The sequence below is a fragment of the Rhizobium sp. RCC_161_2 genome, assembly GCF_041355235.1.
GTDB lineage: Bacteria > Pseudomonadota > Alphaproteobacteria > Rhizobiales > Rhizobiaceae > Rhizobium.
On the sequence record NZ_JBFUPL010000002.1, the window covers coordinates 117,310 to 143,678 of the forward strand.

The following is a 26,369-nucleotide window of genomic DNA, read 5'->3' on the forward strand; positions in this document are numbered from 1 at the left end:
CAAACCGGCCCTCTTTCCGGCGTGGACCCATGATGATCAGTGTTTTCGTTCTCCGGCGGGCGCCGATGCCCCCGCGCCGACGCCAAGAAATTTGCCCAGGGTCGAGCTGTCCTGTGCCAAGGCGGTACTGCTTCCGGAATAGGCGACCGCACCACGCTCGAGGATCACGGCTTTGTCTGTGATAGCGAGAATTTGTTGCGCATGCTGCTCGACGATGATGGCGGCCATGCCCTCGTCGCGGACGATGCGCCGGATGGCGGCGAGCAGCTCCTCCACGATGATCGGCGCCAATCCTTCGGTCGGCTCATCGAGCAGCAATATCTTCGGATTGAGAACGAGCGCGCGGGCGATTGAGAGCATCTGCTGCTCGCCGCCTGACAGTTGGTTGCCGTAATTGTTCCGGCGTTCCTCCAGCCTCGGGAAGAGCAGATAGACCGCCTGAAGGCTCCATTTGCCGGGTCTGGCCACCGCCGTGATATTTTCCTCGACCGTCAGCGACCGGAATATGCCGCGCTCCTGCGGCACCCAGCCGACACCTGCTTCGACGCGACGTTCCGGTGTCAGGCGCTCGATGTTCTGGCCGCTGACCGTGACTTTGCCGCCGTGATAGCGCGTCAGGCCGACAATGCTGTTGAGTGTCGTCGTCTTGCCGACACCGTTGCGGCCGAGGAGCGCTACGGCTTCTCCCTGGCCGACCGAGAGGCTGATGCCGTGTAGAATGACGGCCTTGCCATAGCCGGCTTTCAGGCCGTCCAGCATCAAGAGTTCAGGCATGGTGCGCCCCTCCCAGATAAACGTCCTTGACCCGGGGATCCGTCGAAATCTCGTCGACGGTGCCTTCCGCGAAGAGCGCGCCGGCGACGAGAACGGAGATCCGGTCGGCGAAATTGAAGACTAGGTCCATGTCGTGTTCGATCAGTAGGATCGAGACATCGGCGGGCAGAGCCGCCAGCCTTGCCAGTACCTCATGCCGGTCGGCTTCGGGCACGCCGGCCGCCGGTTCGTCGAGAAGAAGAACCTTGGGCTTGCAAGCGATTGCCATGGCGATTTCGAGGAGCCGCTGCTTGCCGTAGGGCAGGCCGGAGCAGGGCTGGTCGAGAACGGTATCCAGACCGAAATCCTGAACCAGGCCGGCAATCTCGTCCTCAATGCCGGGAAGCTTGCCGGCGAAGCGGAACCAGTCCTTGCCATGTCCGCGCCGTTCGCTGATCACGAGGCCCAGGCTTTCCACGACGGTCAGATCGCCGAAAAGCTGGTTGATCTGAAACGTCCGGACCAGACCGCGCTGCACGCGCTTTTCGCGCTTAAGCGACGAGATATCCTCGCCATTCAGCAGGATCTGCCCGCTGGAAGGCGCAAGCACGCCGGTCAGAAGGTTGATCAGCGTCGTCTTGCCCGCGCCGTTGGGGCCGATCAGGGCATGACGAGCGCCGCTTTCCAGGCGGAACGAGACGTCGGTCGTGGCCTTCAGCGCGCCGAACATCTTGTTGAGCTGCTTTGTTTCGAGAACAGCGGCGGTCATGGTGCCCTCCTGGTCGACGTACGGCCTCTAAAGAGGTTGCCGCGAATGGTGGCGAGGCGGGCGGAGAGCGAAAGTACGAGCTGACGGGGACGATCGCGTCCAATGAGGACAAAGGCGACCAGGAGCATGCCGAGCCAGAACTGCCAATATTGCGGCGTCAGTGACGACAGTCCGTCCTGGATGAGCTCATAGACCAGGGCGCCGATAACGCCGCCGTAAAGATAGCCCGTGCCGCCGATGACCAGGATCATCAGGCCATCAGCGGATTTCTGGAACGACAGGGCATCCAGCGAGATGAATTGCTGTGTCTGGGCAAACAGCGCGCCGGCGATCCCGGCATAGGCGCCAGAGAGCGTGTATATGGCGACGAGCCGCGCGTTGACGGGAACGCCGACTGCCGAAGCGCGCAGCGGATTGTCCCGGATCGCCTTCAGCGAATAGCCGAAAGGCGAGGATACGATCAGTCGCGCCAGCAGGAACAACACGAACAGCACGGCGAGGCTGTAGGCATAGCCGGTGTGCCCGTAGATATCGAAATCGAAAATCCCGAACAGGGGATCGATGCTGATACCCTGCAGGCCGTCGGCGCCGCCGGTGAGCCAGTTGGCCTGATTGGCGATTTCGGCAAAGACGGCGGCGACGCCAAGCGTCACCATCAGCCGTGTGAGGTCACCGCCGCGCAACAGCAGGAAGCTCGTCAGGAAGGCTACGACCGCGCCTGAGAACGCGCCGACGATCAGCCCGGTCAGCGGCTCGCCGGTGACATGGATCGAGAACAGGCCGCTTGCATAGGCGCCGACGCCATACATTGCCGCCTGACCGAGGGAGACGATACCGGCATAGCCGAGCATCAGGTCGATCGAGAGAGCGAGAATGGCGAAGCCGACGATTTCGGTCAGGATCAGATGCTGGTTGGGGAAGAGGAACCAGGAGGCGAGCGCGAGAGCCCAGAACGCCAGTTCAAGGACGCTCCAACGTGCCGAACGCCTCATGACGTCTGATACCCGCTGCTTCAAAGCAGGGATTGTGGAATGAGATATCTGCATCAGCCGGCCCTCGCGAAGAGACCCTGGGGCCGGACGACCAGTACCGCCACGAGGATGATATAAATGATGAAGCCGCCGAGCGACGGCACATAATATTTGCCCAGAACGTCCGCGACGCCGAGCAGGATGGAGGCACAGAGAGGGCCGTAAATGCTTGACGTCCCGCCGACGGAGACGACGATCAGGAAATAGACCATGAACTTGAGCGGGAATGTTGGGTCGAGGCCGAGGATCTCTGCCCCAAGCGCGCCGCCAAGCCCAGCGAGGCCGGATCCGACCGCGAACGTCACGGCAAAAATCGTGTTGACGTGAATGCCGACGCCGCGAGCCACACGCCGGTCATCCACGGATGCGCGCAACCTGCTCCCGAAGCGCGTGCGGGCGAGGATCATCTGCAGTGCAACGGCGAGCGCGCCGCAGATGAGGATGAGAAAGGCGCGATAGACACCGATGCCGACGCCGAGCACATCGACGCGGCCGCGCAGAAAATCCGGCAGGTTGAGGATCTGCTGCTGCGATCCCATGACATAGTCGATCCCAGCAACCGCCATGAAGACGATGCCGATCGAAAACAGCACCTGATCGAGCGGCGTCTTGTCATAGAGGCGGGCGTAGAGCGTCTTTTCGAGAATGACCCCGGCAATCGCCGTTGCAATGAAGGCAATCGGCAGCGTCAACAGAAAGGGCACGCCCCATCTGTTGGTCAAAATGACGGTGACGTAGCCGCCGGCCATCGCGAAGGCGCCGTGCGCCAGATTGATGAAATTCATCAATCCCAAGGTGACTGCCAGTCCGCACGAGAGCACGAACAACAGCATGCCATAGGCGAGGCCGTCGAATAAAAGGGTTAGCATTTTTCCTCCCTGTCCCGGATGCGCTTCCTCGAAGACCGCCAGATTTGGCTGTTTCTCCCGAACGCATCTTTCGCAGGACCTTTTGGGTCTTGAATGGTGATTAGCCATGACGGGAAGCGGGGCAGTTGCCCATTTCAAAATGGTCGCTTCCTCATAAGAAAAAGCTATAGGCAGCTTGTCGGGAGCGCGGGTCTGCCTGCGCGGCTATAGCCAAAACTTATCGGCGAGGCATCAAATCCAAATTGGCAAAAGGCCCCCTCCGGCGTGAAATCACGCGCAATTCGGAAGGAGATCCCATGTCGGAACAAAAGACTGCACTTGTCATCAGCGCACACGCGGCTGACTTCGTATGGCGCTGCGGCGGCGCGATCGCGCTGCATGCGGAGCTTGGTTATAAGGTGACCGTCGTTTGCTTGTCTTTCGGCGAGCGGGGAGAATCCGCCAAGCTCTGGAAGCGGCCGGACATCACGCTCGAGCAGGTCAAGGCGGCGCGGCGGGCGGAATCGGAAAAGGCGGCCAAGGCGCTTGGCGTCCACGATCTTATCAGCTTCGACCTTGGCGACTATCCGCTCCGCCTCACGGACGAGGATAAGTACCGGCTGGTCGACGTGATCAGGAAGGTACAGCCGGCCTTCATGCTCAGCCATTCGCAATATGATCCCTACAATACCGACCATATGTATGCGACGCAGGTTGCCCTCGAGACCCGGATGATCGCGCAGGCCTGGGGTCACAATCCGGGCGAGAAGGTGCTGGGTGCACCGCAGCTTTACCTGTTCGAACCGCATCAGACCGAGCAGATGGGCTGGAAGCCCGATGTCTTCCTCGACATTACGTCGGTCTGGGACAAGAAGCGGGCTGCCATCGAATGCATGGAGGGGCAGGAGCATCTCTGGGAGTTTTACACCCGCGTCGCCCAGAACCGCGCCAATCATTTCCAGCGCAATTCGGGCGGTCAGTCGGGTGGCCGTGCCTCGAAATATGCAGAGGGTTTCCAGTCGATCTTCCCACGCACTGTCGATGAGCTCTAATGAGCTCTCGGGAGGAACGTGACATGGAACCCTGTTTCGATATCGCCCATCTGGCGCATGTGGAGATGTACTCCGACAAGTTCGAGGAAAGCCTCGACTTTTTCGTGAACGTCTATGGGCTGACGCTTGCCGGTCAGGACGAACAGTCGGCCTATCTGCGGGCGTGGGACGATTACGAGTTCCACACGCTGAAGCTCACCCGGCATCAGACCACGGGTGTCGGGCACATCGCCTACCGTGTATCTTCCGAGGCGGCACTGGAACGACGTGTCAAGGCGATCGAGGCGAGCGGTTTCAAGGTTCTCGGCTGGGTCGATGGCGACCTCGGCCATGGCCGCGCATTCCGGTTCGAGGACCCGTTCGGCCATGTGTTCGAGATCTATTGGGACACTGTCCGCTATTCGCCGCCCGAGCATGAGAAGCCGGCCCTGAAGAATGTCGCGCAACGATATCATGCACGCGGCTGCCATCCGCGTCGTCTCGATCATCTGAACTTGCTGGCCTCCGATGTTGCCGAGTTCAGGCGCTTCATGGAGACCTGCCTCGGTTCCCGCGTGACGGAGATGATCCAGCTCGACAATGGTAGGCTCGGCGGTTGCTGGTTCACCGTCAACAACAAGACCTATGACCTCGCCTGCACCGAAGAGCATGGCGGCGGGGGCGGGCGTCTTCATCATGTGACCTACGCCACCGACAGCCGCGAAGAGATATTGCGCGCCGCCGACATCTTTCTCGAAAACGGCGTGCACATCGAAACCGGCCCGCACAAGCACGCGATCCAGGGCACTTTCTTCCTCTACGTCTGGGAGCCTGCCGGCAACCGGGTGGAGCTCGCCAATTCCGGCGCGCGCCTGATCCTGGCTCCGGATTGGAAGCCGGTGGTCTGGACGGAGACGGAGCGCAAGAAGGGGCAGGCCTGGGGCTTGAAGACGATCGAGACTTTCCACACCCACGGGACGCCCCCGGTTAAAAAGCAAGGAGACGCGTAATGGGTATTGTTGTGCAGGACATCGCTCGGGTTTCGCAGGATATAATCGAACGGCTGGCCTATGGCGGGGTCGCGACCGTGCATGAGGCGCAGGGCCGCAAGGGCATGCTCGCCAGCTATATGCGTCCGATCTATGCCGGTGCCCAGATCGCTGGTTCGGCCGTGACCATCTCGGCCCCTCCTGGCGACAACTGGATGCTGCATGTGGCGATCGAGCAGCTGAAGCAAGGGGATATCCTCGTTCTCGCGCCGACCTCATCCTGCGACAATGGCTATTTTGGCGATCTGCTGGCGACCTCGGCGATGGCGCGCGGATGCAAGGGCCTGATCATCGACGCCGGCGTCCGCGACATTCGCGATCTGACGCAGATGGGCTTTCCTGTGTGGTCGAAGGCGATATCGGCGCAAGGCACCGTCAAGGAGACGTTGGGTTCCGTCAATGTGCCGGTGGTCTGCGCCGGCGCCTATGTCGAGGCTGGTGATGTCATCGTCGCCGATGACGATGGTGTCTGCGTCGTCAAGCGAGAGGAGGCGGAAGCCGTTGTTGTCGCGGCGGAGAGGCGCCTGGCCAACGAGGACGCCAAACGCAAGCGGCTTGCGGCCGGTGAACTCGGGCTTGATATCTACGAGATGCGGCCGACCCTGCAGGCAAAGGGGCTGAAATATGTATGAGGACGGTATCCCTTGCCTGTGGATGCGAGGGGGGACCTCCAAGGGCGCATATTTCCTCGCCGAGCATCTTCCGGCGGATCCCGCCGAACGCGACGCGCTGTTGCTGAAAATCATGGGATCGCCGGATCCCCGGCAGATCGACGGGATCGGCGGCGCCGATCCGTTGACGTCGAAGGTTGCCGTGCTGTCGCCTTCGACGCGCGCCGATGCTGATGTGGACTATCTGTTCCTTCAGGTCTTCGTGGATCAGGCCCTCGTCAGCGATGCGCAAGGGTGCGGCAATATTCTCGCTGGTGTAGGTCCGGCAGCCATCGAGCGTGGCCTTGTTAAGTCGAACGACGGCGTTACTGAAGTCCGCATCCACATGCTGAACTCCGGTGAGGTGGCGGTTGCACGGATAGAGACGCCGGGCGGCCGGGTGAACTATGCCGGCACGACCGAAATAGCTGGTGTTCCGGGCTGCCATGCGGCTGTCCCGCTGTTGTTCATGAATATAGCCGGTTCGATGTGCGGCGCGTTGCTGCCGACGGGTAACGAGGTCGATGTCATCGACGGGATAGAGGCAACTCTGGTCGACAACGGCATGCCCTGCGTCATCATGCGGGCCGCCGATTTTCGGCTGACGGGCGAGGAGACCCGCGAGGCGATCGAAGACAATGCGGAGCTCAAGTCGCAGATCGAAGCCATTCGTCTAAAGGCAGGCCCGATGATGAACCTCGGCGATGTGAAAACTGCCTCGGTTCCGAAGATGACCTTGGTGTCGGCGCCGAAGCAGGGCGGCGCGATATCGACGCGGAGCTTCATCCCGCACCGGGTTCATGCCTCCGTCGGCGTTCTCGCCGCAGTCACGGTTGCGACCGCGACGCGCCTTGCGGGCAGCCCTGCCGCGCAATTGGCGGCGGCACCGTCCGATGGACGTTATCTGATCGAGCATCCGACCGGCGCGATGGAGGTCTTTCTGGATATCGGTGACGACGGTTCGATCAACGGGGCGGGAACGGTCAGGACGGCGCGAAAGCTGTTTGATGGCCGGGTCTTCGCGGGGTGATCTGAGTTAGGTCGAGCAGAAGGCGCGCCAGCGACTAGCGCTCGGGATTCCCTATTAGGATTGGCATAGGATGAGAGGGGTGCCGGCGACCGTGAGGTTGCCGGCATTTCCATTTCTGGGGCACGAAGGCGAACACCGGCGCCGATTTTGCATGGCAATGGTAGCCCAGGCGTATGCGTGTTCACTGCTGCCTTGGAAATAATACTGCTTGCTATGGAAATTTTTAGAAACAATGGCGCCGAAATTTCGGTCTGTATTCAAGATATTGCATATTTATCGGAATTGAATGCGGTCGATATGAGTACATTATCGGATCGGATCCATGGTAAGCGCGCATTACTATTCCGCACATCGATTTTATAATTTAGACTATTGAAAATAATTGCGGGCGTTCTTTAAGGATTGTTGCGTCGAAGGCCGCGATTATGGCACGTTACACTTCGGACAGTATTCGCGGACAAATGTCGACACGTGTTCTGCGATATAGTCGCTGGAAGGGTTTTGATGAAAAAGATTTCTGCCATTATTCCTTTTTTTCAACGCAAAAGCGGCCTTCTGACGACAGCCGTGCAATCCATTATTGACCAGAAACTGCCGAATGACGTCAAAGTCCATATCCTGATCGTGAACGACGAATCTCCCATAGATCCGCTGTCTGAAGTCTCGCATCTGTTGTTTCCGGATCATGTCAGTTTCGAAATCATTGCACAGCAGAATGCCGGCCCGGCGGCCGCCAGAAACACCGCGCTCGATGCGGTTCCCGCGGAGACGGAGTTCGTCGCTTTTCTTGATTCCGATGATGTCTGGTTTGAAAACCACCTCAGGACGGCGGTTACGGCGCTTCGCGACGAAGGCGTATTTTACTTCAGCGACAATTATGAAGACAGGCCCGTCACGACTTTCGAGAAAACCAAGTATTTCAGTCAGGCCGCTAGTACCGGCGATTGGGAGATCGTCGAGCCCGCCTTGAATATCTTCCAGTTCAAACCGGGATTGGCGTTCAAGGCTTTTATCAGAGAATATATCGCGCAGACCTCCACCGTCGTTTACAGATTTTCCAAGTTCAAGGATCTGCGGTTCGATTCCGATCTGCGCTATTCCGGCGAGGATTATTTCTTCTGGCTTTCGATCGCCAATAGTGGGTCGCCGGTGACATTTTCGAGCAACGTCAATGGAGATCGGGACAAGGGCGTCTCCGTTTATCGTGACGCTTATTCCTGGGACAGCCCGAAGGTTCTGGTTCGTCTGCTCGGCAATCTGCTGTTCTGGAAAAGAGTAGGCACCAGTTTCAAGCTCGACGATGACGACAGGCAGATTCTGGACGAGCATATCAACAAGACGAGAATGGGTATCTCCTATCTGATCATGCGCAACAGTCGCCGCGATCGCGCCAAGAGCGTGGGGGCCATCTTCCGCTTTTTGAAAATGGATCCGGTCGGCATCGCGCAGAGCCCGGCCTTAATCATGAGGGCGATTGGCCTCGCCAGGAAAGGTCTTTTGGAGTTCTAGGCCGGACCCAGAGCGTTTCAGCGCTTCACGGAATCGCTTCGCCGCTCTATCCCATTGTTTTGACGCAATTCCGGACGGAAAACCGCTGCGCACTTTTCCTGGAATTGCTCTGGACTCTCGCGGCGCCGGTCGCAGCAGCCTCGTCATCTCGCGAAGTTGACTTACATCCCGAGCCATTTTTATTTACGAATAGGCCGGAAGCTATCCCGCGTCGTTTCGCGCCTTACCCACCATGTATTCCGCGAGGCACCAGATAGCCTTCATCTTTGCACAAGGGGAAGGAGATCGCTGGTGGATATCGGAGTGATTGGAGCTGGCGCGATGGGGAGCGCCATTGCGGGGCGATTGGTCGAAAGTGGTGCCCGGGTGCTCACCGATCTCGAGGGCCGCTCAGTCGCGACCGTGGAGCGGGCAAAGGCGGCGGGCATGAATGCCGTCGGGCTGGATGGCATCATCGAGGCCGACATCATCCTCTCCATCGTTCCGCCCGCCGAGGCTGTCGGCGTGGCCGAGGCTCTGTCGGCCGCGTTGCGCCGCCGTGGCCGGACGACGATATTCATGGACTGTAATGCGATATCGCCGAAGACGATGGCACAGGTTGCGTCGGTTTTCGGCAGCGACTGTGGAGAGGTCCTGGACGGATCCATCATCGGCGGTCCGCCGCAGCCCGGCCAGAAAGGCCCCAAGCTCTACGTCAGCGGCGATGCCGCAAACAAGAGCGGCGTACTCGCCGATCATGGGCTTCAAGTGCGCCGCATCGACGGGCCGATCGGCGCCGCATCGGCATTGAAGATGTGCTACGCCGGCATCAACAAGGGCGTTACGGGCCTCGGCACCGCCATGCTGCTTGCGGCGATCAGGTCTGGAGCGGACCAGGCCTTGAAGCGGGAACTTCAGGAGAGCCTGCCCGACCTTGACCGCAAGTTTGTGCATGGCATTCCGGACATGTATCCGAAAGCCTATCGCTGGGTTGCGGAGATGGAGGAGATCGCCGAATTCCTCGGAGAGGACGATCCCGCAGCCCTGATCTTCAAGGGAATGGCGGGTCTCTATCGCAAGATGGCGGAGGATCGCGCCGCCGGCGGTATGCTTGCCGGCGAGCTGGATCAGCTCAATAGCGATGCTTGATCTTATGGCGGGCGAGCACTTTTGCTTGCATAGCCGCGGATATCAGCTTGCAAGGCGACGAGCCTGACGCGCATATGAGGCCGTCGATCGCTGAGCGAGGGAGAAGGATGAGCGCACCAATCAAGACCATCGTCGTTGCCGTATCGCGCAACGGTATTATCGGCCGTGATGGTGACATGCCCTGGCGGCTGTCGTCCGATCTCAAGCGCTTCAAAGCGCTGACGCTTGGCAAGCCTGTCATCATGGGGCGCAAGACGTTCCAATCGATCGGCAAGCCGCTGCCGGGCCGCCCGAACGTGGTGATCACGCGTGATAGCGATTTTTCGGCCGAAGGCGTGACGGTCGTGCATTCGCTGGATGATGCCATCGATGTCGCGGCTCGTCTCGCGGCGGAAAGCGGCGTGGACGAGATCTGCATCCTCGGCGGCGGCGAGATTTATCGCCAGGCAATGAGCCGTGCCGACCGGCTGTTGATTACCCATGTGGAAGCCGATGTGGACGGTGACACGTCCTTTCCGGCGATCGATCCGGCGCTATGGCAGGTCGATAGCGAGCTTGCCGTGCCGGCGGGTGAGAAGGACAATTATCCGACACGCTTTGTCAGCTATTTCAGGCGAAAGGCGTAAAAGCCGTATGTGGAATTCAATTATTTTCCAATAAATCCGCCTAACTTCCTGAAGTTGCGTTGAAAGCAGGTGTGTCGATACCTATAACGGGGACAATCGCCGCAACTTGTGGATTTCGCACTGCGAATGACAAAGTTTAGCGCGATGACTGGGAGTTCACTAACAAAGAGGTTTTGATGCCCTGGAGCAATCAGAATGGCGGCGGCGGCCCTTGGGGCGGCGGTGGCGGCGGCGGAGGAAATAATCAAGGACCATGGGGGCAGGGACCGAACCGGCCGCGTGGAAACGGTAGTGGCGGGCCACCCGACCTCGAAGACATTATTCGCCGTGGCCAGGACCGGCTGAAGGGGCTTGTGCCCGGCGGTTTCAATGGCGGCGCCTTTCTTATTGTAGCGGCGGTTATTGCCGTTTTCTGGCTTATTCAGTGCGTCTATACGGTTCAGCCGGACGAGCGTGGCGTCGAACTGCGGTTCGGCAAGCCGCGCGCCGAGGTGTCCATGCCTGGCCTGCATTTCCATTTCTGGCCGATGGATCGCGTCGAGATCGCCAAGGTGACCGAGCAGCAGCGCAATATCGGCGGGCGTTCGGGTTCCGGCTCCAATGCCGGTCTGATGCTGACGGGCGACCAGAATATCGTCAACGTTCAGTTCTCGGTGCTCTACACCGTTACCAATCCGCAGGCCTATCTCTTCGAGGTTGAAAGCCCTGATGAGACGCTGCAGCAGGTCGCTGAAAGCGCCATGCGCGAAGTGGTCGGTCGTCGTCCCGCCCAGGACATCTACCGCGACAATCGTCAGCAGGTCGCGGTCGAAGTGAGAAACATCATTCAGGACACGATGGATCGCTATAGCGCCGGCATTTCCATCAATGCCGTGCCGATCGAGGACGTATCTCCGCCGCGCGAAGTGGCCGATGCCTTCGACGAGGTGCAGCGCGCCGAGCAGAACGAAGACCAGCAGGTACAAGAGGCGAACCAATACGCCAACCAGAAGCTGGGTCAGGCCCGTGGTGGTGCCGCCCAGATTCGCGAAGAGGCTGCTGCCTACAAGGATCGTGTCGTCAAGGAAGCTCAGGGTGAGGCACAGCGTTTCATCTCGATCTACGACGAATACGTCAAGGCGCCGGATGTGACCCGCAAGCGGTTGTTCCTAGAAACCATGGAGTCCGTTATCGGCAATTCCAACAGCATCATCATCGACGACAAGCAGAGCGTCTTGCCCTACTTGCCGCTGAATGATCTCGGCAAGTCCACGACGCAGACGGGTGGCAAGCCTGCAACTGTAGTTCAGCCGGAGGCCAAATAATGACGTCCAGCCGTTTGCCAACCATTCTCATCGCGCTCGCGGTGCTGCTGCTGATCGTTTATTCCTCGGTCTTCGTGGTTAATGCCCGCGAGCAAGCAATCGTTCTGCGCTTCGGCCAGATCCGCGAAGTCAAGACCGAGCCGGGCCTCTACTTCAAGCTGCCTTTCGCCTTCATGGATGCCGATCGGGTGCAATATATCCAGGATCAGGAACTGCGCTTCGATCTGGACAATATCCGTGTCCAGGTTTCGGGCGGCAAGTTCTATGAGGTTGACGCGTTCGTCGTCTACAGAATCACCGATGCGCGGAAATTCCGCGAGACGGTATCGGGCGATCGCGATGCGGCGGAATCGCGTCTCAGAACCCGCCTCGACGCATCGCTGCGCCGGGTCTACGGTCTTCGCGGTTTCGAAGCCGCTCTGTCCGAAGAGCGCGCCTCGATGATGACGGAAGTGCGTGACGACCTGCATCGCGACGCGGAGACCCTCGGCCTCAACATCGAGGATGTTCGCATCCGCCGCACCGACCTGACCCAGGAAGTGTCGCAGCAGACCTACGACCGTATGAAGGCCGAACGTCTGGCGGAAGCGGAACTGATCCGCGCCCGCGGTAACGAAGAAGGCCAGCGCCGCCGCGCCATCGCCGACCGCCAGGTTGTCGAGATACTGGCGGATGCGCAGAAGGATTCGGAAATCCTGCGTGGTCAGGGCGAAGCCGAGCGCAACGGCATCTTTGCCGATGCCTCCACGCGCGATCCGAGCTTCTATGAGTTCTATCGCTCGATGGCGGCCTATCGCTCGTCGTTCGGCTCTGGCGGCAAGACGCTGGTGCTGCCGCCGAACCAGTCGGAATTCTTCAAGTATTTCGACAGTTCGACCGGCTCGGCCACCACGTCGGGCACGCCGGCACCGGCCAAGCCGTGAACGATGAAGCTCGCAAATTGGCGAGCGATACATAGCTGAAATTCGAGGGGCTGCCGGTTGGCGGCCCCTTGTTTTTTTGTGGAACCGTGTCAGCTCTACCATGATCGTAAAGGTTGGAGAGAGCTGCGGGGATATCGCAAAAAGGTGATTACACGCTTCATCATTCCGCCTTATGGTGATGCTTATAAAAGATTTCCCTTTCTCGATGAGGATGCCTGATGGCCTTGACCATTCGCCTGTCTTTCAGACGTTCGTTCGCTCTTCTGGCCAGTGTGGCGCTGATAGCCGGCCCCGTTCTGGGCAGTGTCGAACAGGCGCGTGCGCAGACGGCGCAGACCCCCTCGACCGCCGACAGTCAGGCACCAGCCGCAGCAACCAATCCGGCTCAGGCTCCGGCAATTGGCTCGACCGGGACGACAGCTCAAAATCCGGCCGCCGCACCCGCGATTGCTGGCAATCCGGCGATGAATGCTGGCCCAGCTTCCGTTGCCGATCTGGCATCCGGACTGCTCGATGCGGTGGTCAATATTTCGACGTCGCAGAAGGTCAAGGATGAGGGCGATGGCCCGGCAACACCCAAGGTGCCCGACAATTCGCCGTTCCAGGATTTCTTCAACGACTTCTTCAAGAACCGCAACAACGACAACAGCAATCGTAAGGTCAGCTCGCTCGGCTCCGGCTTCGTCATCGATCCCACCGGCTATATCGTCACCAACAATCACGTCATCGAAGGCGCTGACGATATCGAGGTAATTTTTCCGAATGGCAACAAGCTGAAGGCGCGGCTGATCGGCACGGATACGAAGACCGACCTTTCCGTGCTCAAGGTGGAGTCGAAGCGGCCGCTGGTCTCGGTAAAGTTCGGCGATTCCGCCAAGATGCGGATCGGCGATTGGGTGATGGCCATCGGCAATCCCTTCGGCCTCGGCGGCTCGGTGACTGTCGGCATCGTCTCGGCGCGGGGCCGCAACATCAATGCCGGCCCCTATGACAATTTCATCCAGACGGATGCGGCGATCAACAAGGGCAACTCCGGCGGCCCGCTCTTCAACATGAAGGGTGAGGTGATCGGCATCAACACGGCTATCATTTCCCCGAGCGGCGGTTCCATCGGCATCGGCTTTGCCGTGCCGTCCGAGCTGGCCGAAGGTGTCGTCAAGCAGCTGATGGATTTTGGCGAGACCCGCCGCGGCTGGCTTGGTGTGCGCATTCAGCCGGTCACCGACGATGTCGCCAACAGTCTCGGCCTCGATGGCGCCAAGGGCGCGCTGGTAGCCGGTGTCATCAAGGGTGGGCCCGTCGACAATGGTTCGATCAAGGCCGGCGATGTCATCCTGAAATTCGATGGCAAGGACGTGGACGAGATGCGCGACTTGCCGCGCGTCGTCGCCGAAAGTCCGGTAGGCAAGGCTGTCGATGTGGTCATCATGCGCGACGGCAAGCAGCAGACCGTCAAGGTTACGCTCGGCCGGCTCGAGGATAGCGATCAGGCGGCAGCGGCAAGCAGCGACAAGGGCGGCGAGGACAAGAGCAAGACGCCGAAGCTCGCGCCGGACGACAATGGCAGCGGCGGCAATGACGGCGTCATCAATCCCGATGGGGGTGATGATAACGACGACGGCATGGACGGTCAGGACCAGGGCAGCGATCAGCCACAACAGGCACCGCAGCAACAGGCTGCCCAGAATGTGCTTGGCATGAAGCTCGCAACGCTGAACGCCGAAAACCGCAAGAGCTTCGGCATCGCCGACAGTGTCGATGGTGTCGTCATCACCGAGGTCGCACCGGGTTCGGCCGCGGCCGAGAAGGGACTGAAGCCCGGCGATATCGTCGTCGAAGTGGCGCAGGAATTCGTACAGACGCCGACCGCTGCCTCGGAGAAGGTCGCATCGCTGAAGCGGGAAGGCCGGCGCAACGCGCAGTTGATGATCGCGTCTCCGAGTGGTGACCTGCGTTTCATCGCCGTGGCGCTGGAGTAACCGTCAGTTTTTCGGCGCTTGCCGCGACCGCCATTCGGCGGCGGCCAGGCTGTAGAGTACATGGCGCTTCAGGTGAGGGTGGGTATCTGGCACGCCGGGGTGATCGAAATCGCCGTCCTCGACCCGATGCATGCCGATCCGCTCCATCACGGACGTCGATCTGACGTTGTTGTGGACGGCGAAGGAGACGATCCGGTCGAGATCGAGCGTCTCGAAACCGCGGGCGAGCAACGCCCGCGCCGCTTCGCTGACAAGCCCCTTGCCCCAATGCTGCGGCACCAGCCGCCAGCCGATCTCGACGGTTCCTACCGGGACGAACGGCTCCAGATGATCCGTCCGCATCAGCCCGCAGTATCCGATGGCCTCGCCACTGGCCTTGAGCTCCAGCGCATAGAGGCCAAGACCAGTGTCGACGATCATGGATCGCACGCGCTCGAAAAATGCATCCGCTTCCACGCGATTGCGGCGAAATGGAAAGAATTCCATCACCCTATCATCGGAATTGATCTCATAGGCGAGATCACGATCTTCGTCCCGCCAGTTGCGGATGATGAGGCGTTCGGTTTCGGCAATGATCATGATGGCATACGATCCTTGATGCGTTCCCGCCGAAATTATGCTCTGACGAAATCACTCTTTCGATAGCCCTGAATGTAGAGCAGGGCGGTCAGGTCGCCGTGGTCGATGCGCATCTTGGCTTCAGCGGCGACGGATGGTTTGGCGTGGAGCGCGACGCCGGAGCCGGCGAGTTGCAGCATGCCGAGATCATTGGCGCCGTCGCCGACGGCGAGAGCGTCATCTGGGGAGATGCCGAGCTTTTCGGCGATCTCAATCAGCGCGTCGACCTTGGCCTGCTTGCCGAGGATCGGTTCGGCGACATGGCCGTTCAGAATGCCGTTGTCTTCCGTCAGGATGTTGGCGCGGTCCTCATCGAAACCCAGGGTCGCGGCGATACGGCTGGTGAAGACGGTGAAGCCGCCGGAGACGAGCGCGGTGTAGTAGCCCTTCGCCTTCATCGTGGCGATCAGTTCGAGTCCGCCTGGAGTGAGGGTGATGCGCTTGGCGATGACCTCGTCGACCACCGAGATCGGCAAGCCCTTCAAAAGAGCGACCCGTTCGCGCAGGGCCGGCTCGAAGGCAATCTCGCCGTTCATGGCGCGGGCGGTAATCGTCGCGACCTGGTCCTTGAGGCCGACTTCGGCTGCCAGCTCGTCGATGCACTCCTGGCCGATCATGGTCGAATCCATGTCGGCGATCAGCAGCTTCTTGCGGCGCGTCTCCGCGTCCTGGATGACCAGATCGATCGGCGCGCTGGCGATGACCGCGCGAATATCGGTTTCGGCGGCCTTGAGGTCGGTGCCGTCGCGCAATGCGATATCGCAGGCGATGCCGTCGGCCAGCCAATAAAGTCCCGACGCTTTGACGGCGTCCGACGCGCGCTCGGCGATGGCCGAAGCGAGAACGGGGTTTGACGGATTGGCAATAAGCGTGGCAACGAAGGCCATGATCAGAAATCCTATGAGCGATATCGACGCGATCCTGATAACCGGGCCGACCGCCAGCGGCAAGTCCGCGCTTGCGGTGGAATTGGCGCGCGCGCATGGCGGCGTTGTCGTCAATGCCGACAGCATGCAGGTTTATGACACACTCAGCGTGCTGACGGCTCGCCCATCTGAAGCGGATATGAACGGCATTCCGCATCATCTTTACGGCCATGTGCCGGCGGGGCAAGCTTATTCCACCGGTGTCTGGCTGCGCGAGGCGGCGGCATTGGTGGCGCAATTGCGCGAAGAAGGGCGGATGCCGGTTTTTGTCGGCGGCACAGGGCTTTATTTCAAGGCGCTAACCGGTGGGCTTTCCGACATGCCCGATATTCCTACGGAGATTCGTAGCCGCCTGCGGGAGCGGCTGCTGGTTGAGGAGACCGACGAGCTTTATCGCGAGCTCCTCGATCGCGATACCGCCGTGGCAGAAAGCCTCAATCCCCAGGACGGTCAGCGCATCGTGCGGGCTCTGGAGGTGATCGAGGCGACGGGACAATCCATCGCGGCTTTTCAGGGTAAGACAGGGCCTGTCATTATCAACGCCGATCGCGCGCGGAAAATGGTGGTGCTGCCGGATCGTGCCGTCCTGCATCAGCGCATCAACGGCCGTTTCGAAAAGATGCTCGCCATGGGGGCCGAAGATGAGGTGAAGGCGCTACTGGCGCTGGATCTGTCACCGGACATGCCCGTCATGAAGGCGATCGGCGTATCGCAGATCACCGCGATGCTGAGGGGGGAGATGACGCGCGCGGAGGTTCTGGACACTGGTGCGGCCGCGACGCGGCAATATGCCAAGCGGCAAATGACCTGGTTTCGCAATCAGATGGACGGGAGCTGGGAGCGCGTCAGCTCGTAGCTGGTGTCAGTCCTTGTTGTAAAGGCTGCTCAGCGGCTTTTTCAGGATGCTGTCGCGCAGTGACAGGCCGGGCTCGCGTTGCGGCGGTGAGGAACCGTCTCTTGCCGGGACCGGTCGGCTGCCTGAATTGTCATTGCCACGATAGTCGTGGCGCAGTTCGGCAAGCCGGCTATCGATCGATGTCCGGGGCGTGGCGTCGATGGCGGGTGCCGGAGCGCGCGGCAGCATGTCGGGTCGATAGGGCTCTATCGGCGGCGCGGCAATTCTTGTCGGTTGCGGCGTGGGCGTAGGCTGCTCGCGATAATCCTCGGCCCTATCATCCGCTTCGTCGCTCGAAGCTGTGTAGCTCTGCTGGAAGGCGGAGATATCGGGACCTGTGATCGAGCGCATGCGGCTGACGATGGTGCGCAGATCGACGGTGTCGGGCGTTTCATCGCTCGTTCTCGCAACGCTGCCATTGGCCTTCGGCAGCAGATGCTCCTCGACGCGGGAAAAGCGCATACGCATCGGCACGGCGATCGCCTCACCAAAGGCAATGGCTTCGCCGTTGCCGATGGAGGAGAGGAAGCTGGTGGTCGAGATCGAGGAATTCGGAATGGCGGAGCGGATGATGTCTTGGTCGCGGTCGTTGGCGAGACGCATGGCGAACACTGTCGAGCATTGCGACAGGATCGTCTGGTCGAGTTCGCCCGGGCGCTGGGTGATGATGCCGAGCGATACGCCGTATTTGCGGCCTTCCTTGGCAATGCGGGCGATCGCCTGGCGGGTCGGGAAGAAGCCGAGCGTCGGATCAGCGGGAATATAGCGATGCGCCTCTTCGCAGACGACGAGCATGTGGATCGCGCCATCGCTCCAGAGCGTGAGTTCGAAGGCCATGCGGCAGAGGACGGAGGCGACGGAATTGACGACTTCGGAGGGGATGCCGGCGAGCTGAAAGGTACAGATCGGCTTGTCGTCGCCTGGAATGCGGAAGATCTGCGCGATCGTCTCCATGATCGTGTCGCTGATCGTGTTGTTGGAGAACATGAAGTGGTAGCGCGGATCGTTGATTGCCGAGATGACGCGCATTTTCAGCGAGCGCAGATGCGGTTTTTCCTGACGGCCCTCGAGCCGGCCGATGCGCTCGTCGATCAGAGCCAAGAGGTCGGCCATGCGATAGGGGACCGGCGTATCGGCGGTCACCGAGCTTTTTTCGGACTGGCGGCGCATCAGTGGCGAGTCGCTGCCACGAAAGGCGCGTTTTGCCTCCGGAATGATATCGCGCAGCATGTCCAGTTCTTCGGCGATCGGTGGACGACCACGAAAGATGACTTCGGCAAATTCTTCCAACCGCATGAGCCAGAAGGGCAGGTCGAGCGTATCGGTATCGATGACGACGGAGTGCTTGGGAAAGGCGGCGGCGAATTCGTTGTGCGGGTCGAGGATCAGCACGCGCAGCTTGGGATCGGAGGCGATCGCCTTGTGCAGGAGCAGCGAGACGGCGGTCGATTTGCCGACGCCGGTGGAGCCGACCACGGCAAAATGCTTGGCCAGCATCGAGGGAATATGGATGGCGGCGTCGATGCTCTCATCCTGCGTCAGCTTGCCGATGACGCAGCTGCTGTCCTTGCCAGCGTCATAGATCCGCATGAGGTCGGCGGCGCGCATGCGATGTGCGATGGCGCCGAGATAGGGATAGGCTGAAATGCCGCTCGAAAATTCTTCGCGGCCATTCAGTCCGACGCGGACCTCGCCCAATAGCTCCACCTCGATGCGGAAAAGATTGTCCTCACCTTCGCCCCAGCCGCTACTGCCGGTATTCATGGCATAGACGAGGGCCGCGACGCGATTGCTGCCGACGCTGATCGAGATCAGCTTGCCGACGGACCAGAGCTCGGTCAGATCGGTGCCGCCATCCTCGGCGACCGCGGCGATAGTTGCCCTGGAACCGGTACACGCGACAACGCGGCCGAGAAAACGATTTCCCGGCTTCAGCACGTCACGGCGATCAAGGTCTCCAGCTTTGCCGGACGTCTGCAAGTCGTTATTGAGCAAACGGCTACTCCCAGCGTTAGGAGACGGAGCATAGGGAGGGCGGCTTAATAAAACCCTTTCGGAAGGCTGCGCTTTTTAAGCGGATCGACGCGCCTCGCGATTTTTTATTGCGGAATGCGTTGACGCTTGGAAATTTTCTGTCTATCACTCCAGCCCATGAAAAACTCGACGGCTCTTATCGTGGTGGGAATGCGCATGGGCAGGATGGTGTAACCATCCGGCGATAGCCACCCATGCGCTAGACAACAGGCTCCCCAAGGAGCCTTTTTTTATGCCCGAAATCGAGATTTCATTTTTCCAAACCTCCAGCAGATAGCGGAACAAACGTATGACCGGCACAGATAATCAGGCGAGCAGCAATCAGATGACAGGCGCGGAGATCGTGTTGCGGGCGCTCAAGGACAATGGCGTCGAACACATTTTCGGTTATCCGGGCGGCGCCGTTCTTCCGATCTATGACGAGATCTTCCAGCAGGACGATATCCAGCACATTCTCGTGCGCCACGAGCAGGGCGCCGGCCATGCGGCCGAAGGCTATGCCCGCTCGACCGGCAAAGTCGGCGTCATGCTGGTTACCTCCGGCCCCGGCGCGACCAATGCCGTCACGCCGCTGCAGGACGCACTGATGGATTCGATCCCGCTCGTCTGCCTGACGGGCCAGGTTCCGACCTCACTGATCGGCTCGGACGCATTCCAGGAATGCGACACGGTCGGCATCACACGGCCCTGCACCAAGCACAATTGGCTGGTCAAGGACGTCAACAAGCTCGCAGCTGTCATTCACGAGGCATTCCGCATCGCCCAATCCGGCCGTCCGGGTCCGGTTGTTGTCGATATTCCGAAGGATGTTCAGTTTGCCACCGGCACCTATACGCCGCCGGAAGCGCATGATGCCCAGAAGAGCTATCAGCCCAAGTTGCAGGGCGATCTCAACAAGATCAAGCAGGCTATCGAGCTGATGGCGAATGCGCGCCAGCCGGTCATCTATTCCGGCGGCGGCGTCGTCAATTCCGGCCCGGAAGCCTCCAAGTTGCTGCGTGAACTGGTCGAGCTGACCGGTTTCCCGATTACCTCGACGCTGATGGGTCTCGGCGCCTATCCGGCATCGGGCAAGAGCTGGCTCGGCATGCTCGGCATGCATGGTTCCTACGAAGCCAACATGGCGATGCATGATTGCGACGTCATGGTCTGCATCGGCGCGCGCTTCGACGACCGTATTACCGGCCGCCTGAATGCCTTTTCGCCGAATTCGAAGAAGATCCACATCGACATCGATCCGTCGTCGATCAACAAGAACGTTCATGTCGATATCGGCATCCTCGGCGATGTCGGCAATGTTCTGGAAGACATGGTTCGCCTTTGGCGGGCCTTGCCGCAGAAGCCGGCTGCCGATCGCCTCGGCGATTGGTGGGCGAATATTGCCCGTTGGCGCGCGCGCAATTCCTTCGCCTACAAGCAGAGCGGCGATGTCATCATGCCGCAATATGCCATTCAGCGCCTCTATGAGCTGACCAAGCATCGCGATACCTACATCACGACCGAGGTCGGCCAGCATCAGATGTGGGCGGCGCAGTTCTTCGGCTTCGAGGAGCCGAACCGCTGGATGACCTCGGGCGGTCTCGGCACCATGGGCTACGGCCTGCCGGCGGCTCTTGGCGTACAGATCGCCCATCCGGAAAGCCTGGTCATCGATATCGCCGGCGATGCCTCGATCCAGATGTGCATTCAGGAAATGTCGGCGGCGATCCAGCACAATGCGCCGATCAAGATCTTCATCCTGAACAACCAGTATATGGGCATGGTACGCCAATGGCAGCAGTTGCTGCACGGCAACCGCCTGTCGAACTCCTATACGGAAGCCATGCCGGATTTCGTCAAGCTGGCGGAAGCCTATGGTGCTGTCGGCCTGCGCTGCGAAAAGCCCGGCGATCTCGATGCCGCCATCCAGGAGATGATCGACGTCAACAAGCCGGTCATCTTCGATTGCCGCGTCGCCAATCTCGCCAACTGCTTCCCGATGATCCCCTCGGGCAAGGCGCATAACGAGATGCTGCTGCCGGACGAAGCCACCGACGAAGCCGTCGCCAACGCCATCGACGCCAAAGGCCGGCAGCTCGTTTGATCGGATCGCCGGGACACGGGGAATTCCCGTGTCCCGCGCCTTTCGATTAGGGGCTATATTGTAGACGCCCTGCTGACTTCCCGAAGATAAAACCGAGGAAACGGAACAAGGACAATGAACGCACACCTTCAACCCACGGGCTCCGCCTACTTCATTTCGCCGGAAACGGCGGCGGCCGAGAGCCATACGCTATCGGTCCTCGTCGACAACGAACCCGGGGTGCTTGCCCGCGTCATCGGCCTTTTCTCCGGTCGCGGCTACAACATCGAAAGCCTCACCGTTTCGGAGACCGAGCATCAGGCGCATCTGTCGCGCATCACCGTCGTCACGCGCGGCACGCCGCAGGTACTGGAGCAGATCAAGGCACAGCTTGAGCGCATCGTGCCGGTTCATCGCGTCGTCGACCTGACGGTGCGCGCCCGCGAACTCGGCCAGGAGCGGCCGATCGAGCGCGAAGTGGCGCTGCTGAAGGTCACCGGAAGCGGCGAAACCCGCGCCGAGACGCTGCGCCTGGCCGATGCCTTCCACGCCAAGGTGGTGGATGCCACCGTCGAGCATTTCATTTTCGAAATCACCGGCAAGTCCTCCAAGATCGACCAGTTCGTGGCCATCGTGAAGCCGCTCGGCCTGATCGAAGTCTGCCGCACCGGTATTGCTGCCATGAACCGCGGTCCGCAGGGGATGTAAAAGCTTCCGTCGTTGACCGGCTTCCGAGCGTCGCGTAGGTTTCGCGGCGCTTGGGGCGTGATTGGCCCTATCTCAGGCGGGGTAGCATAGGTGGGGTTTTCAACCGGGGATCATTTGCGGGAAGCCGGTGAGAAGAGCTGGTATCCGCCTGATGGTATGCGTCTCGGCGCTACCTTTTATGTCCGTAACGCCTTTCCCTGGCTTGGCCAATATTTCGGGGCGCAGAAGATCGCGACCACCCTGTCGCCCGGCATCGGCGGCGTGCTGTCCTGGGGCGGCCGCGTGCCGGCAAAGGCGGCGGCAACGATTTCAAGGCTACGCGGTCTGCCGCGCTGGAATCTGGAAGACGGTTTTCTACGCTCGGTCGGCCTCGGGAAGGCGGGTGCGATGCCGCTCTCCATCGTGGTCGACGATCTAGGTCTGCCGGTGGATGCGAGCCGACCCTCGCGTCTTGAGCGGCTGATCGCCGGCGCGGAGGGTGCCGGGGAGCTGGGCAAGGCCATCCGCGAGCAGATCGTTCTTCACGGGCTCTCGAAATACAATCACCTGCCGCACAGGGCGCCGGCGATCGAGCGGACGACGAAGCGCCGCATCCTGCTGGTCGATCAGGTTGTCGGCGATATCTCCGTTGGTAAGGCGCTCGGTTCACGCGCCTCTTTCGAGCGGATGCTCGCCGATGCGTTGGCAAGCGATGCGCAGTGCCTGATCCGGACGCATCCGGACGTCATGGCTGGCCATGCCAAGGGGTATCTGACCACGGAGACCGCCGCCAGGGATGGAGCGATCTTTGTCAACGATGCCGTATCGGTGGCGTCGATTCTTGAGGTCGTGGATGAGGTCTGGACAGTCTCCAGCCAGTTCGGCTTCGATGCGCTGCTGCGCGGCATTCCGGTTCGCTGCTATGCCGCGCCCTTCTATGCTGGCTGGGGCGTGACGGAAGATTATTTTGGCGTGCTTGCGAAGGTGACGCTTGCCGGAAACAGAACGAAACGGCGGACGGTCGACCAGATCGCCGCGGCGGCCTTTTCGCTTTATCCGACCTATCGCGATCCCGCGACGTGGCAATTGATGGATGTTTTTCAGGCGATCGAGCTGATCGTCGAGCAGCAGCGCGCCGCGGCCTAGCAAAGACCTTGATTAGAGCATTTCCAGCGGCTTCTTCCTTGACGGCGGCGGGAAGGCGGCGTCGAGGGTGGCCCAGTCCTCATCGCTGATGTCGAGCGAAACGGCGTCGCGATTTTCCTCCACTCGTTGCGGATTGGAGCTCTTGGGGATGGCGATCACGCCTTCGCGTTCCAGCAGGAAGGCGAGCGCAACCTGGGCCGGCGTCGCCTGGTAGGTCTTGGCGATGTGAATCAGGTCGGGATGATGCAGCAACCGGCCCTGTTCGATCGGCGAATAGGCCATGATCGGAATGTTGCGCTCCTGGCACCAGGGCAGCACATCATATTCGATGCCGCGCCGGACGAGATTATAGAGCACCTGGTTGGCGGCGACGTTGCTGCCGTCGGGAACTGCAAGCAGTTCCTCCATATCGTCGACATCGAAGTTCGATACGCCCCAAGCACCGATCTTGCCGGCAGTCTTGAGGCTTTCGAAAGCAGCGACCGTTTCGGCCAGCGGATGTTCGCCGCGCCAATGCAGCAGATAGAGGTCGATGCGATCGGTTTTCATCCGCTTCAGGCCGCGCTCGCAGGCTTCGATCGTGCCCTTGCGGCTGGCATTATGGGGATAGACCTTGCTGACCAGAAACACCTCGTCACGCCGTCCCTCGATGGCCCTGCCGACGATTTCCTCGGAGCCGCCGTCGCCATACATCTCGGCGGTATCGATCAGCGTCATGCCAAGGTCGAGGCCGACCTTGAGGCTGGCGATTTCATCTTTGGCGCGGGCGGCATTCTCGCCCATATTCCATGTGCCCTGGCCGAGTGCCGGAACCGCAATGCCGGAGGAGAGGGTGACGGTGGGAATGGGGTCGTGCATGATCTGTCCTCGTTGCGAACGAGGGCAAGGATAAGTCCGTTCGCCGGGATTTCAATCGAGACCATTCATGTCACTGTGACAATCGTCCTATGGCATTCGAATCCAACGCGAATTAGTGTCTCCCACCCATGCGCCGCCATGATCTGGGCGCTGACAGCATACAATGAGTGGATGCCGTTGCTCACGCTGGAGCGGTGTCCGAGGAGGCTTTATGGCGCTGGATACGTTTTTGGCTCTTCTACTGTTCGCTTTCACAACCTCGATTACGCCGGGGCCGAACAATATGATGCTGTTCGCATCGGGCGTGAATTTCGGTTTTCGCCGCACGATCCCGCATATGCTCGGGATCGGTGTCGGCTTCTTCGTGCTGCTGCTCGGTGTGGGGCTGGGGTTGGGGGCGTTGCTGCATACCGTGCCGCTCCTTTACACCGCTCTGAAGTTCGCCGGTGGCGTCTATCTCGTCTGGATCGCCTGGAAGATCGCGACGTCGCGCAGTATTGCCGAAAAGGAAAGCGGCGCACAGCCGATGAGCTTCCTGAGTGCGGCGGCCTTTCAATGGGTCAATCCCAAGGCCTGGGTAATGGCGGTGACCGCTATGGCGACCTATACCAATCCCGAGCTCTATCTCATCAGCGTCGTTATTGTCGGTCTCGCATTTGCGGCCGTCAACGTGCCGAGTGTGTCCACCTGGGCTGGCTTCGGCTCGGCGCTGCGCGACTGGCTCTCCGATCCCGTCCGGCTGAAATGGTTCAATATCACCATGGCGGTCCTGCTGGTGCTCAGCCTCTGGCCGATGCTAAAGTAACGGCAGACCAGACGGGAGACAGCCATGTCCAGCGGGCATTCGCATCACGATGAAGACCATCATCACCATGATCACGACAACCACTATTCCGATATGCAGGCCCGCGTGAAAGCGTTGGAAACCTTGCTGACGGAAAAGGGGCTGATCGATCCCTTGGCGATCGATGCCATCGTGGAGACGTACGAGACGAAGGTCGGGCCGCGCAACGGTGCGCAGGTGGTGGCGAAGGCCTGGAGCGATCCGGAGTTTGCCGACTGGTTGAGGCGTGATGCGACGGCGGCGATTGCCAGCCTCGGTTTTACAGGCCGGCAGGGCGAGCATATGCGCGCCGTGTTCAATACGCCGGAGACGCATAACCTCGTCGTCTGCACGCTTTGCTCCTGTTATCCCTGGGCCGTGCTCGGCCTGCCGCCGGTCTGGTACAAGGCGCCGGCCTATCGCTCGCGCGCCGTTATAGATCCGCGCGGCGTGCTGGCGGAATTCGGCCTGACGCTGCCGGAGGGGCAGAAAATTCGCGTGTGGGATTCGACGGCGGAACTGCGTTATCTCGTCATTCCCGAACGTCCCGTTGGTACCGAGGGCATGGGCGAGGCGGCGCTAGCCGATCTCGTCAGCCGCGATGCCATGATCGGCACGGCGATCGCCAAGTCACCGGAGGCGGCGCTATGAACGGGCCGCATGATCTCGGGGGGCAGATGGGTTTCGGGCCGGTCGCACCGGAGCCAAATGAGCCCTATTTCCATGCCGAATGGGAAAAGCGCGCACTCGGCATTACGCTATCCTGCGGCGCATTCGGCGCCTGGACCATCGATGAGAGCCGGCATGCGCGGGAAAGCATTCCGCCCGCAAAATACCTCGCGGCCAGCTATTACGAGATCTGGACACGCGGTATCGAGATGCTGCTGGAGCGGCATGGCTTTGCAACGGCCGAAGAGTTGCGGGCCGGCCATTCGTCGCGGCAAGGCACTGTGCCAAAGCGCGTCCTGAAGGCCGATATGGTTACCGGCGTTCTCGCCAAGGGCGGGCCTTGCGACAGGCCGGTCGAGACCGCGGCGATTTTCGCGGTTGGCGATCGCGTGCGGACCAAGAATTTCAATCCCACGGGACATACCCGCCTGCCGCACTATGCTCGCGCCAAGACCGGGGTGGTAGAGGCCGTGCAAGGCTCGTTCGTCTTCCCGGATGACAACGCCCATGGCAAAGGCGAGAACCCGCAATGGGTTTACACCGTCGTCTTCGACGCTCCGGAAATCTGGGGCGAGGGTGCCGATCCTTCGCTCACCATCTCCATCGATGCCTGGGAGAGCTATCTTGAGCGCGTGTGAGACGGCGTCACCCCTGGCGCAATCGCCGCAACTGCCGAAATCCGTCGATGGCGAACCGGTCTTCCCCGAACCCTGGGCGGCGGAGGCCTTTGCCATGACCGTGCATTTGCATGAGAAGGGACTGTTCAGCTGGGGCGAGTGGGCGGAGCGGCTTTCTTCCGAGCTGCACAGGCCCGGCCGCGCCGAAGATGGCAGCGATTATTTCGACTGCTGGGTGGCAGCACTTTCCGGCTTACTGATCAGCCACGGCGTTGCCGATGCCGGCGTGATCCTCGATCTGCAGAAAAGCTGGCAGCGGGCGGCGGAGGCAACGCCGCACGGCAAGCCGATCCTGCTGGAAAACGATCCGCAGCGCTGAACGGCTTTTACTGCTTGCGTCCTTG

General features: G+C 60.6%; 26 protein-coding genes. 18 read left to right on the forward strand and 8 right to left on the reverse strand.

What is annotated here, in order from left to right:
• Positions 1 to 36: 36 nt before the first annotated feature.
• Genes AB6803_RS04690 through AB6803_RS04705 form a run of 4 tightly spaced genes read right to left on the reverse strand, consistent with a single transcriptional unit; the run spans position 37 to position 3,422 of the window.
• A complete protein-coding gene (locus AB6803_RS04690; protein ID WP_371107796.1) occupies positions 37 to 774 on the reverse strand; it encodes an ABC transporter ATP-binding protein in 738 nt (245 codons plus the stop codon).
• Positions 767 to 1,522: an ABC transporter ATP-binding protein gene (locus AB6803_RS04695; RefSeq protein ID WP_371107797.1), complete on the reverse strand. Its 756-nt coding sequence runs from the start codon at positions 1,520 to 1,522 to the stop codon at positions 767 to 769. Before AB6803_RS04695 ends, AB6803_RS04690 begins: the two co-directional genes overlap by 8 nt.
• Positions 1,519 to 2,568 carry a branched-chain amino acid ABC transporter permease gene (locus AB6803_RS04700; protein ID WP_371107798.1) on the reverse strand — a complete coding sequence of 350 codons (1,050 nt, stop codon included), beginning with the start codon at positions 2,566 to 2,568 and terminating at the stop codon, positions 1,519 to 1,521. Before AB6803_RS04700 ends, AB6803_RS04695 begins: the two co-directional genes overlap by 4 nt.
• Positions 2,568 to 3,422, reverse strand: a complete 855-nt coding sequence (locus AB6803_RS04705; RefSeq protein WP_371107799.1) for a branched-chain amino acid ABC transporter permease — start codon at positions 3,420 to 3,422, stop codon at positions 2,568 to 2,570. Before AB6803_RS04705 ends, AB6803_RS04700 begins: the two co-directional genes overlap by 1 nt.
• Before the next feature lie 296 nt (positions 3,423 to 3,718).
• Here AB6803_RS04705 and AB6803_RS04710 point away from each other — a divergent pair, with 296 nt between their 5' ends.
• The 10 genes from AB6803_RS04710 to AB6803_RS04755 all read left to right on the forward strand — a co-directional run bounded on the left by AB6803_RS04710 (position 3,719) and on the right by AB6803_RS04755 (position 14,630).
• Positions 3,719 to 4,453 (forward strand): PIG-L deacetylase family protein, encoded by a 735-nt coding sequence (locus AB6803_RS04710; protein ID WP_371107800.1) that lies wholly within the window; start codon positions 3,719 to 3,721, stop codon positions 4,451 to 4,453.
• Between the two features lie 23 nt (positions 4,454 to 4,476).
• Positions 4,477 to 5,442, forward strand: coding sequence for a VOC family protein (locus AB6803_RS04715; RefSeq protein ID WP_371107801.1), 966 nt, complete (start codon positions 4,477 to 4,479; stop codon positions 5,440 to 5,442).
• Positions 5,442 to 6,113: a 4-carboxy-4-hydroxy-2-oxoadipate aldolase/oxaloacetate decarboxylase gene (locus AB6803_RS04720; RefSeq protein WP_371107802.1), complete on the forward strand. Its 672-nt coding sequence runs from the start codon at positions 5,442 to 5,444 to the stop codon at positions 6,111 to 6,113. The genes AB6803_RS04715 and AB6803_RS04720 overlap by 1 nt, the downstream gene beginning before the upstream one ends.
• Positions 6,106 to 7,161, forward strand: a complete 1,056-nt coding sequence (locus tag AB6803_RS04725; protein ID WP_371107803.1) for a 4-oxalomesaconate tautomerase — start codon at positions 6,106 to 6,108, stop codon at positions 7,159 to 7,161. The genes AB6803_RS04720 and AB6803_RS04725 overlap by 8 nt, the downstream gene beginning before the upstream one ends.
• A 402-nt stretch (positions 7,162 to 7,563) precedes the next feature.
• Entirely contained in the window at positions 7,564 to 8,670 is a 1,107-nt protein-coding gene (locus tag AB6803_RS04730; protein WP_371107804.1) for a glycosyltransferase family 2 protein, read from the forward strand.
• Positions 8,671 to 8,961: 291 nt separating this feature from the next.
• On the forward strand, positions 8,962 to 9,798 hold the full coding sequence (locus tag AB6803_RS04735) for a DUF1932 domain-containing protein (protein ID WP_371107805.1): 837 nt from the start codon (positions 8,962 to 8,964) through the stop codon (positions 9,796 to 9,798).
• 107 nt (positions 9,799 to 9,905) lie between these two features.
• A complete protein-coding gene (locus AB6803_RS04740) occupies positions 9,906 to 10,424 on the forward strand; it encodes a dihydrofolate reductase (RefSeq protein WP_371107806.1) in 519 nt (172 codons plus the stop codon).
• 176 nt (positions 10,425 to 10,600) lie between these two features.
• Positions 10,601 to 11,728, forward strand: coding sequence for an FtsH protease activity modulator HflK (hflK, locus tag AB6803_RS04745; RefSeq protein ID WP_371107807.1), 1,128 nt, complete (start codon positions 10,601 to 10,603; stop codon positions 11,726 to 11,728).
• Positions 11,728 to 12,651: a protease modulator HflC gene (hflC, locus tag AB6803_RS04750; protein ID WP_371107808.1), complete on the forward strand. Its 924-nt coding sequence runs from the start codon at positions 11,728 to 11,730 to the stop codon at positions 12,649 to 12,651. The genes hflK and hflC overlap by 1 nt, the downstream gene beginning before the upstream one ends.
• A 218-nt stretch (positions 12,652 to 12,869) precedes the next feature.
• On the forward strand, positions 12,870 to 14,630 hold the full coding sequence (locus tag AB6803_RS04755) for a Do family serine endopeptidase (protein ID WP_371107809.1): 1,761 nt from the start codon (positions 12,870 to 12,872) through the stop codon (positions 14,628 to 14,630).
• Between the two features lie 3 nt (positions 14,631 to 14,633).
• Here the strand turns inward: AB6803_RS04755 and AB6803_RS04760 are convergent, their stop codons facing one another.
• Both AB6803_RS04760 and serB read right to left on the reverse strand, forming a co-directional pair.
• Entirely contained in the window at positions 14,634 to 15,209 is a 576-nt protein-coding gene (locus tag AB6803_RS04760; RefSeq protein ID WP_371107810.1) for a GNAT family N-acetyltransferase, read from the reverse strand.
• 35 nt (positions 15,210 to 15,244) lie between these two features.
• Complete coding sequence (gene serB / locus AB6803_RS04765) at positions 15,245 to 16,135, reverse strand: phosphoserine phosphatase SerB (RefSeq protein ID WP_371107811.1); 891 nt, start codon at positions 16,133 to 16,135, stop codon at positions 15,245 to 15,247.
• Positions 16,136 to 16,148: 13 nt separating this feature from the next.
• Here serB and miaA point away from each other — a divergent pair, with 13 nt between their 5' ends.
• Positions 16,149 to 17,030, forward strand: coding sequence for a tRNA (adenosine(37)-N6)-dimethylallyltransferase MiaA (gene miaA, locus AB6803_RS04770; protein ID WP_371107812.1), 882 nt, complete (start codon positions 16,149 to 16,151; stop codon positions 17,028 to 17,030).
• A 6-nt stretch (positions 17,031 to 17,036) separates the two neighbouring features.
• Here miaA and AB6803_RS04775 read toward each other — a convergent pair whose 3' ends face one another.
• On the reverse strand, positions 17,037 to 19,064 hold the full coding sequence (locus AB6803_RS04775) for an ATP-binding protein (RefSeq protein ID WP_371107813.1): 2,028 nt from the start codon (positions 19,062 to 19,064) through the stop codon (positions 17,037 to 17,039).
• A 328-nt stretch (positions 19,065 to 19,392) separates the two neighbouring features.
• Here AB6803_RS04775 and AB6803_RS04780 point away from each other — a divergent pair, with 328 nt between their 5' ends.
• The 3 genes from AB6803_RS04780 (at position 19,393) to AB6803_RS04790 (ending at position 22,998) form a co-directional block, all read left to right on the forward strand.
• On the forward strand, positions 19,393 to 21,186 hold the full coding sequence (locus AB6803_RS04780) for an acetolactate synthase 3 large subunit (RefSeq protein WP_371107814.1): 1,794 nt from the start codon (positions 19,393 to 19,395) through the stop codon (positions 21,184 to 21,186).
• Positions 21,187 to 21,300: 114 nt separating this feature from the next.
• Positions 21,301 to 21,873, forward strand: a complete 573-nt coding sequence (ilvN, locus tag AB6803_RS04785; protein ID WP_371107815.1) for an acetolactate synthase small subunit — start codon at positions 21,301 to 21,303, stop codon at positions 21,871 to 21,873.
• A 156-nt stretch (positions 21,874 to 22,029) separates the two neighbouring features.
• Entirely contained in the window at positions 22,030 to 22,998 is a 969-nt protein-coding gene (locus AB6803_RS04790; protein ID WP_371108325.1) for a capsular biosynthesis protein, read from the forward strand.
• Positions 22,999 to 23,010: 12 nt separating this feature from the next.
• On the opposite strand, the gene AB6803_RS04795 is transcribed toward AB6803_RS04790, so the two are convergent.
• On the reverse strand, positions 23,011 to 23,859 hold the full coding sequence (locus tag AB6803_RS04795) for an aldo/keto reductase (RefSeq protein ID WP_371108326.1): 849 nt from the start codon (positions 23,857 to 23,859) through the stop codon (positions 23,011 to 23,013).
• 208 nt (positions 23,860 to 24,067) lie between these two features.
• Between AB6803_RS04795 and AB6803_RS04800 the strand changes: the two genes are divergently transcribed.
• Genes AB6803_RS04800 through AB6803_RS04815 form a run of 4 tightly spaced genes read left to right on the forward strand, consistent with a single transcriptional unit; the run spans position 24,068 to position 26,344 of the window.
• Entirely contained in the window at positions 24,068 to 24,661 is a 594-nt protein-coding gene (locus AB6803_RS04800; RefSeq protein WP_371107816.1) for a LysE family translocator, read from the forward strand.
• 24 nt (positions 24,662 to 24,685) lie between these two features.
• Entirely contained in the window at positions 24,686 to 25,330 is a 645-nt protein-coding gene (nthA, locus tag AB6803_RS04805; RefSeq protein WP_371107817.1) for a nitrile hydratase subunit alpha, read from the forward strand.
• Complete coding sequence (gene nthB / locus AB6803_RS04810) at positions 25,327 to 25,986, forward strand: nitrile hydratase subunit beta (RefSeq protein WP_371107818.1); 660 nt, start codon at positions 25,327 to 25,329, stop codon at positions 25,984 to 25,986. The genes nthA and nthB overlap by 4 nt, the downstream gene beginning before the upstream one ends.
• Positions 25,973 to 26,344 (forward strand): nitrile hydratase accessory protein, encoded by a 372-nt coding sequence (locus AB6803_RS04815; protein WP_371107819.1) that lies wholly within the window; start codon positions 25,973 to 25,975, stop codon positions 26,342 to 26,344. Before nthB ends, AB6803_RS04815 begins: the two co-directional genes overlap by 14 nt.
• The last annotated feature ends 25 nt before the right edge of the window (positions 26,345 to 26,369 follow it).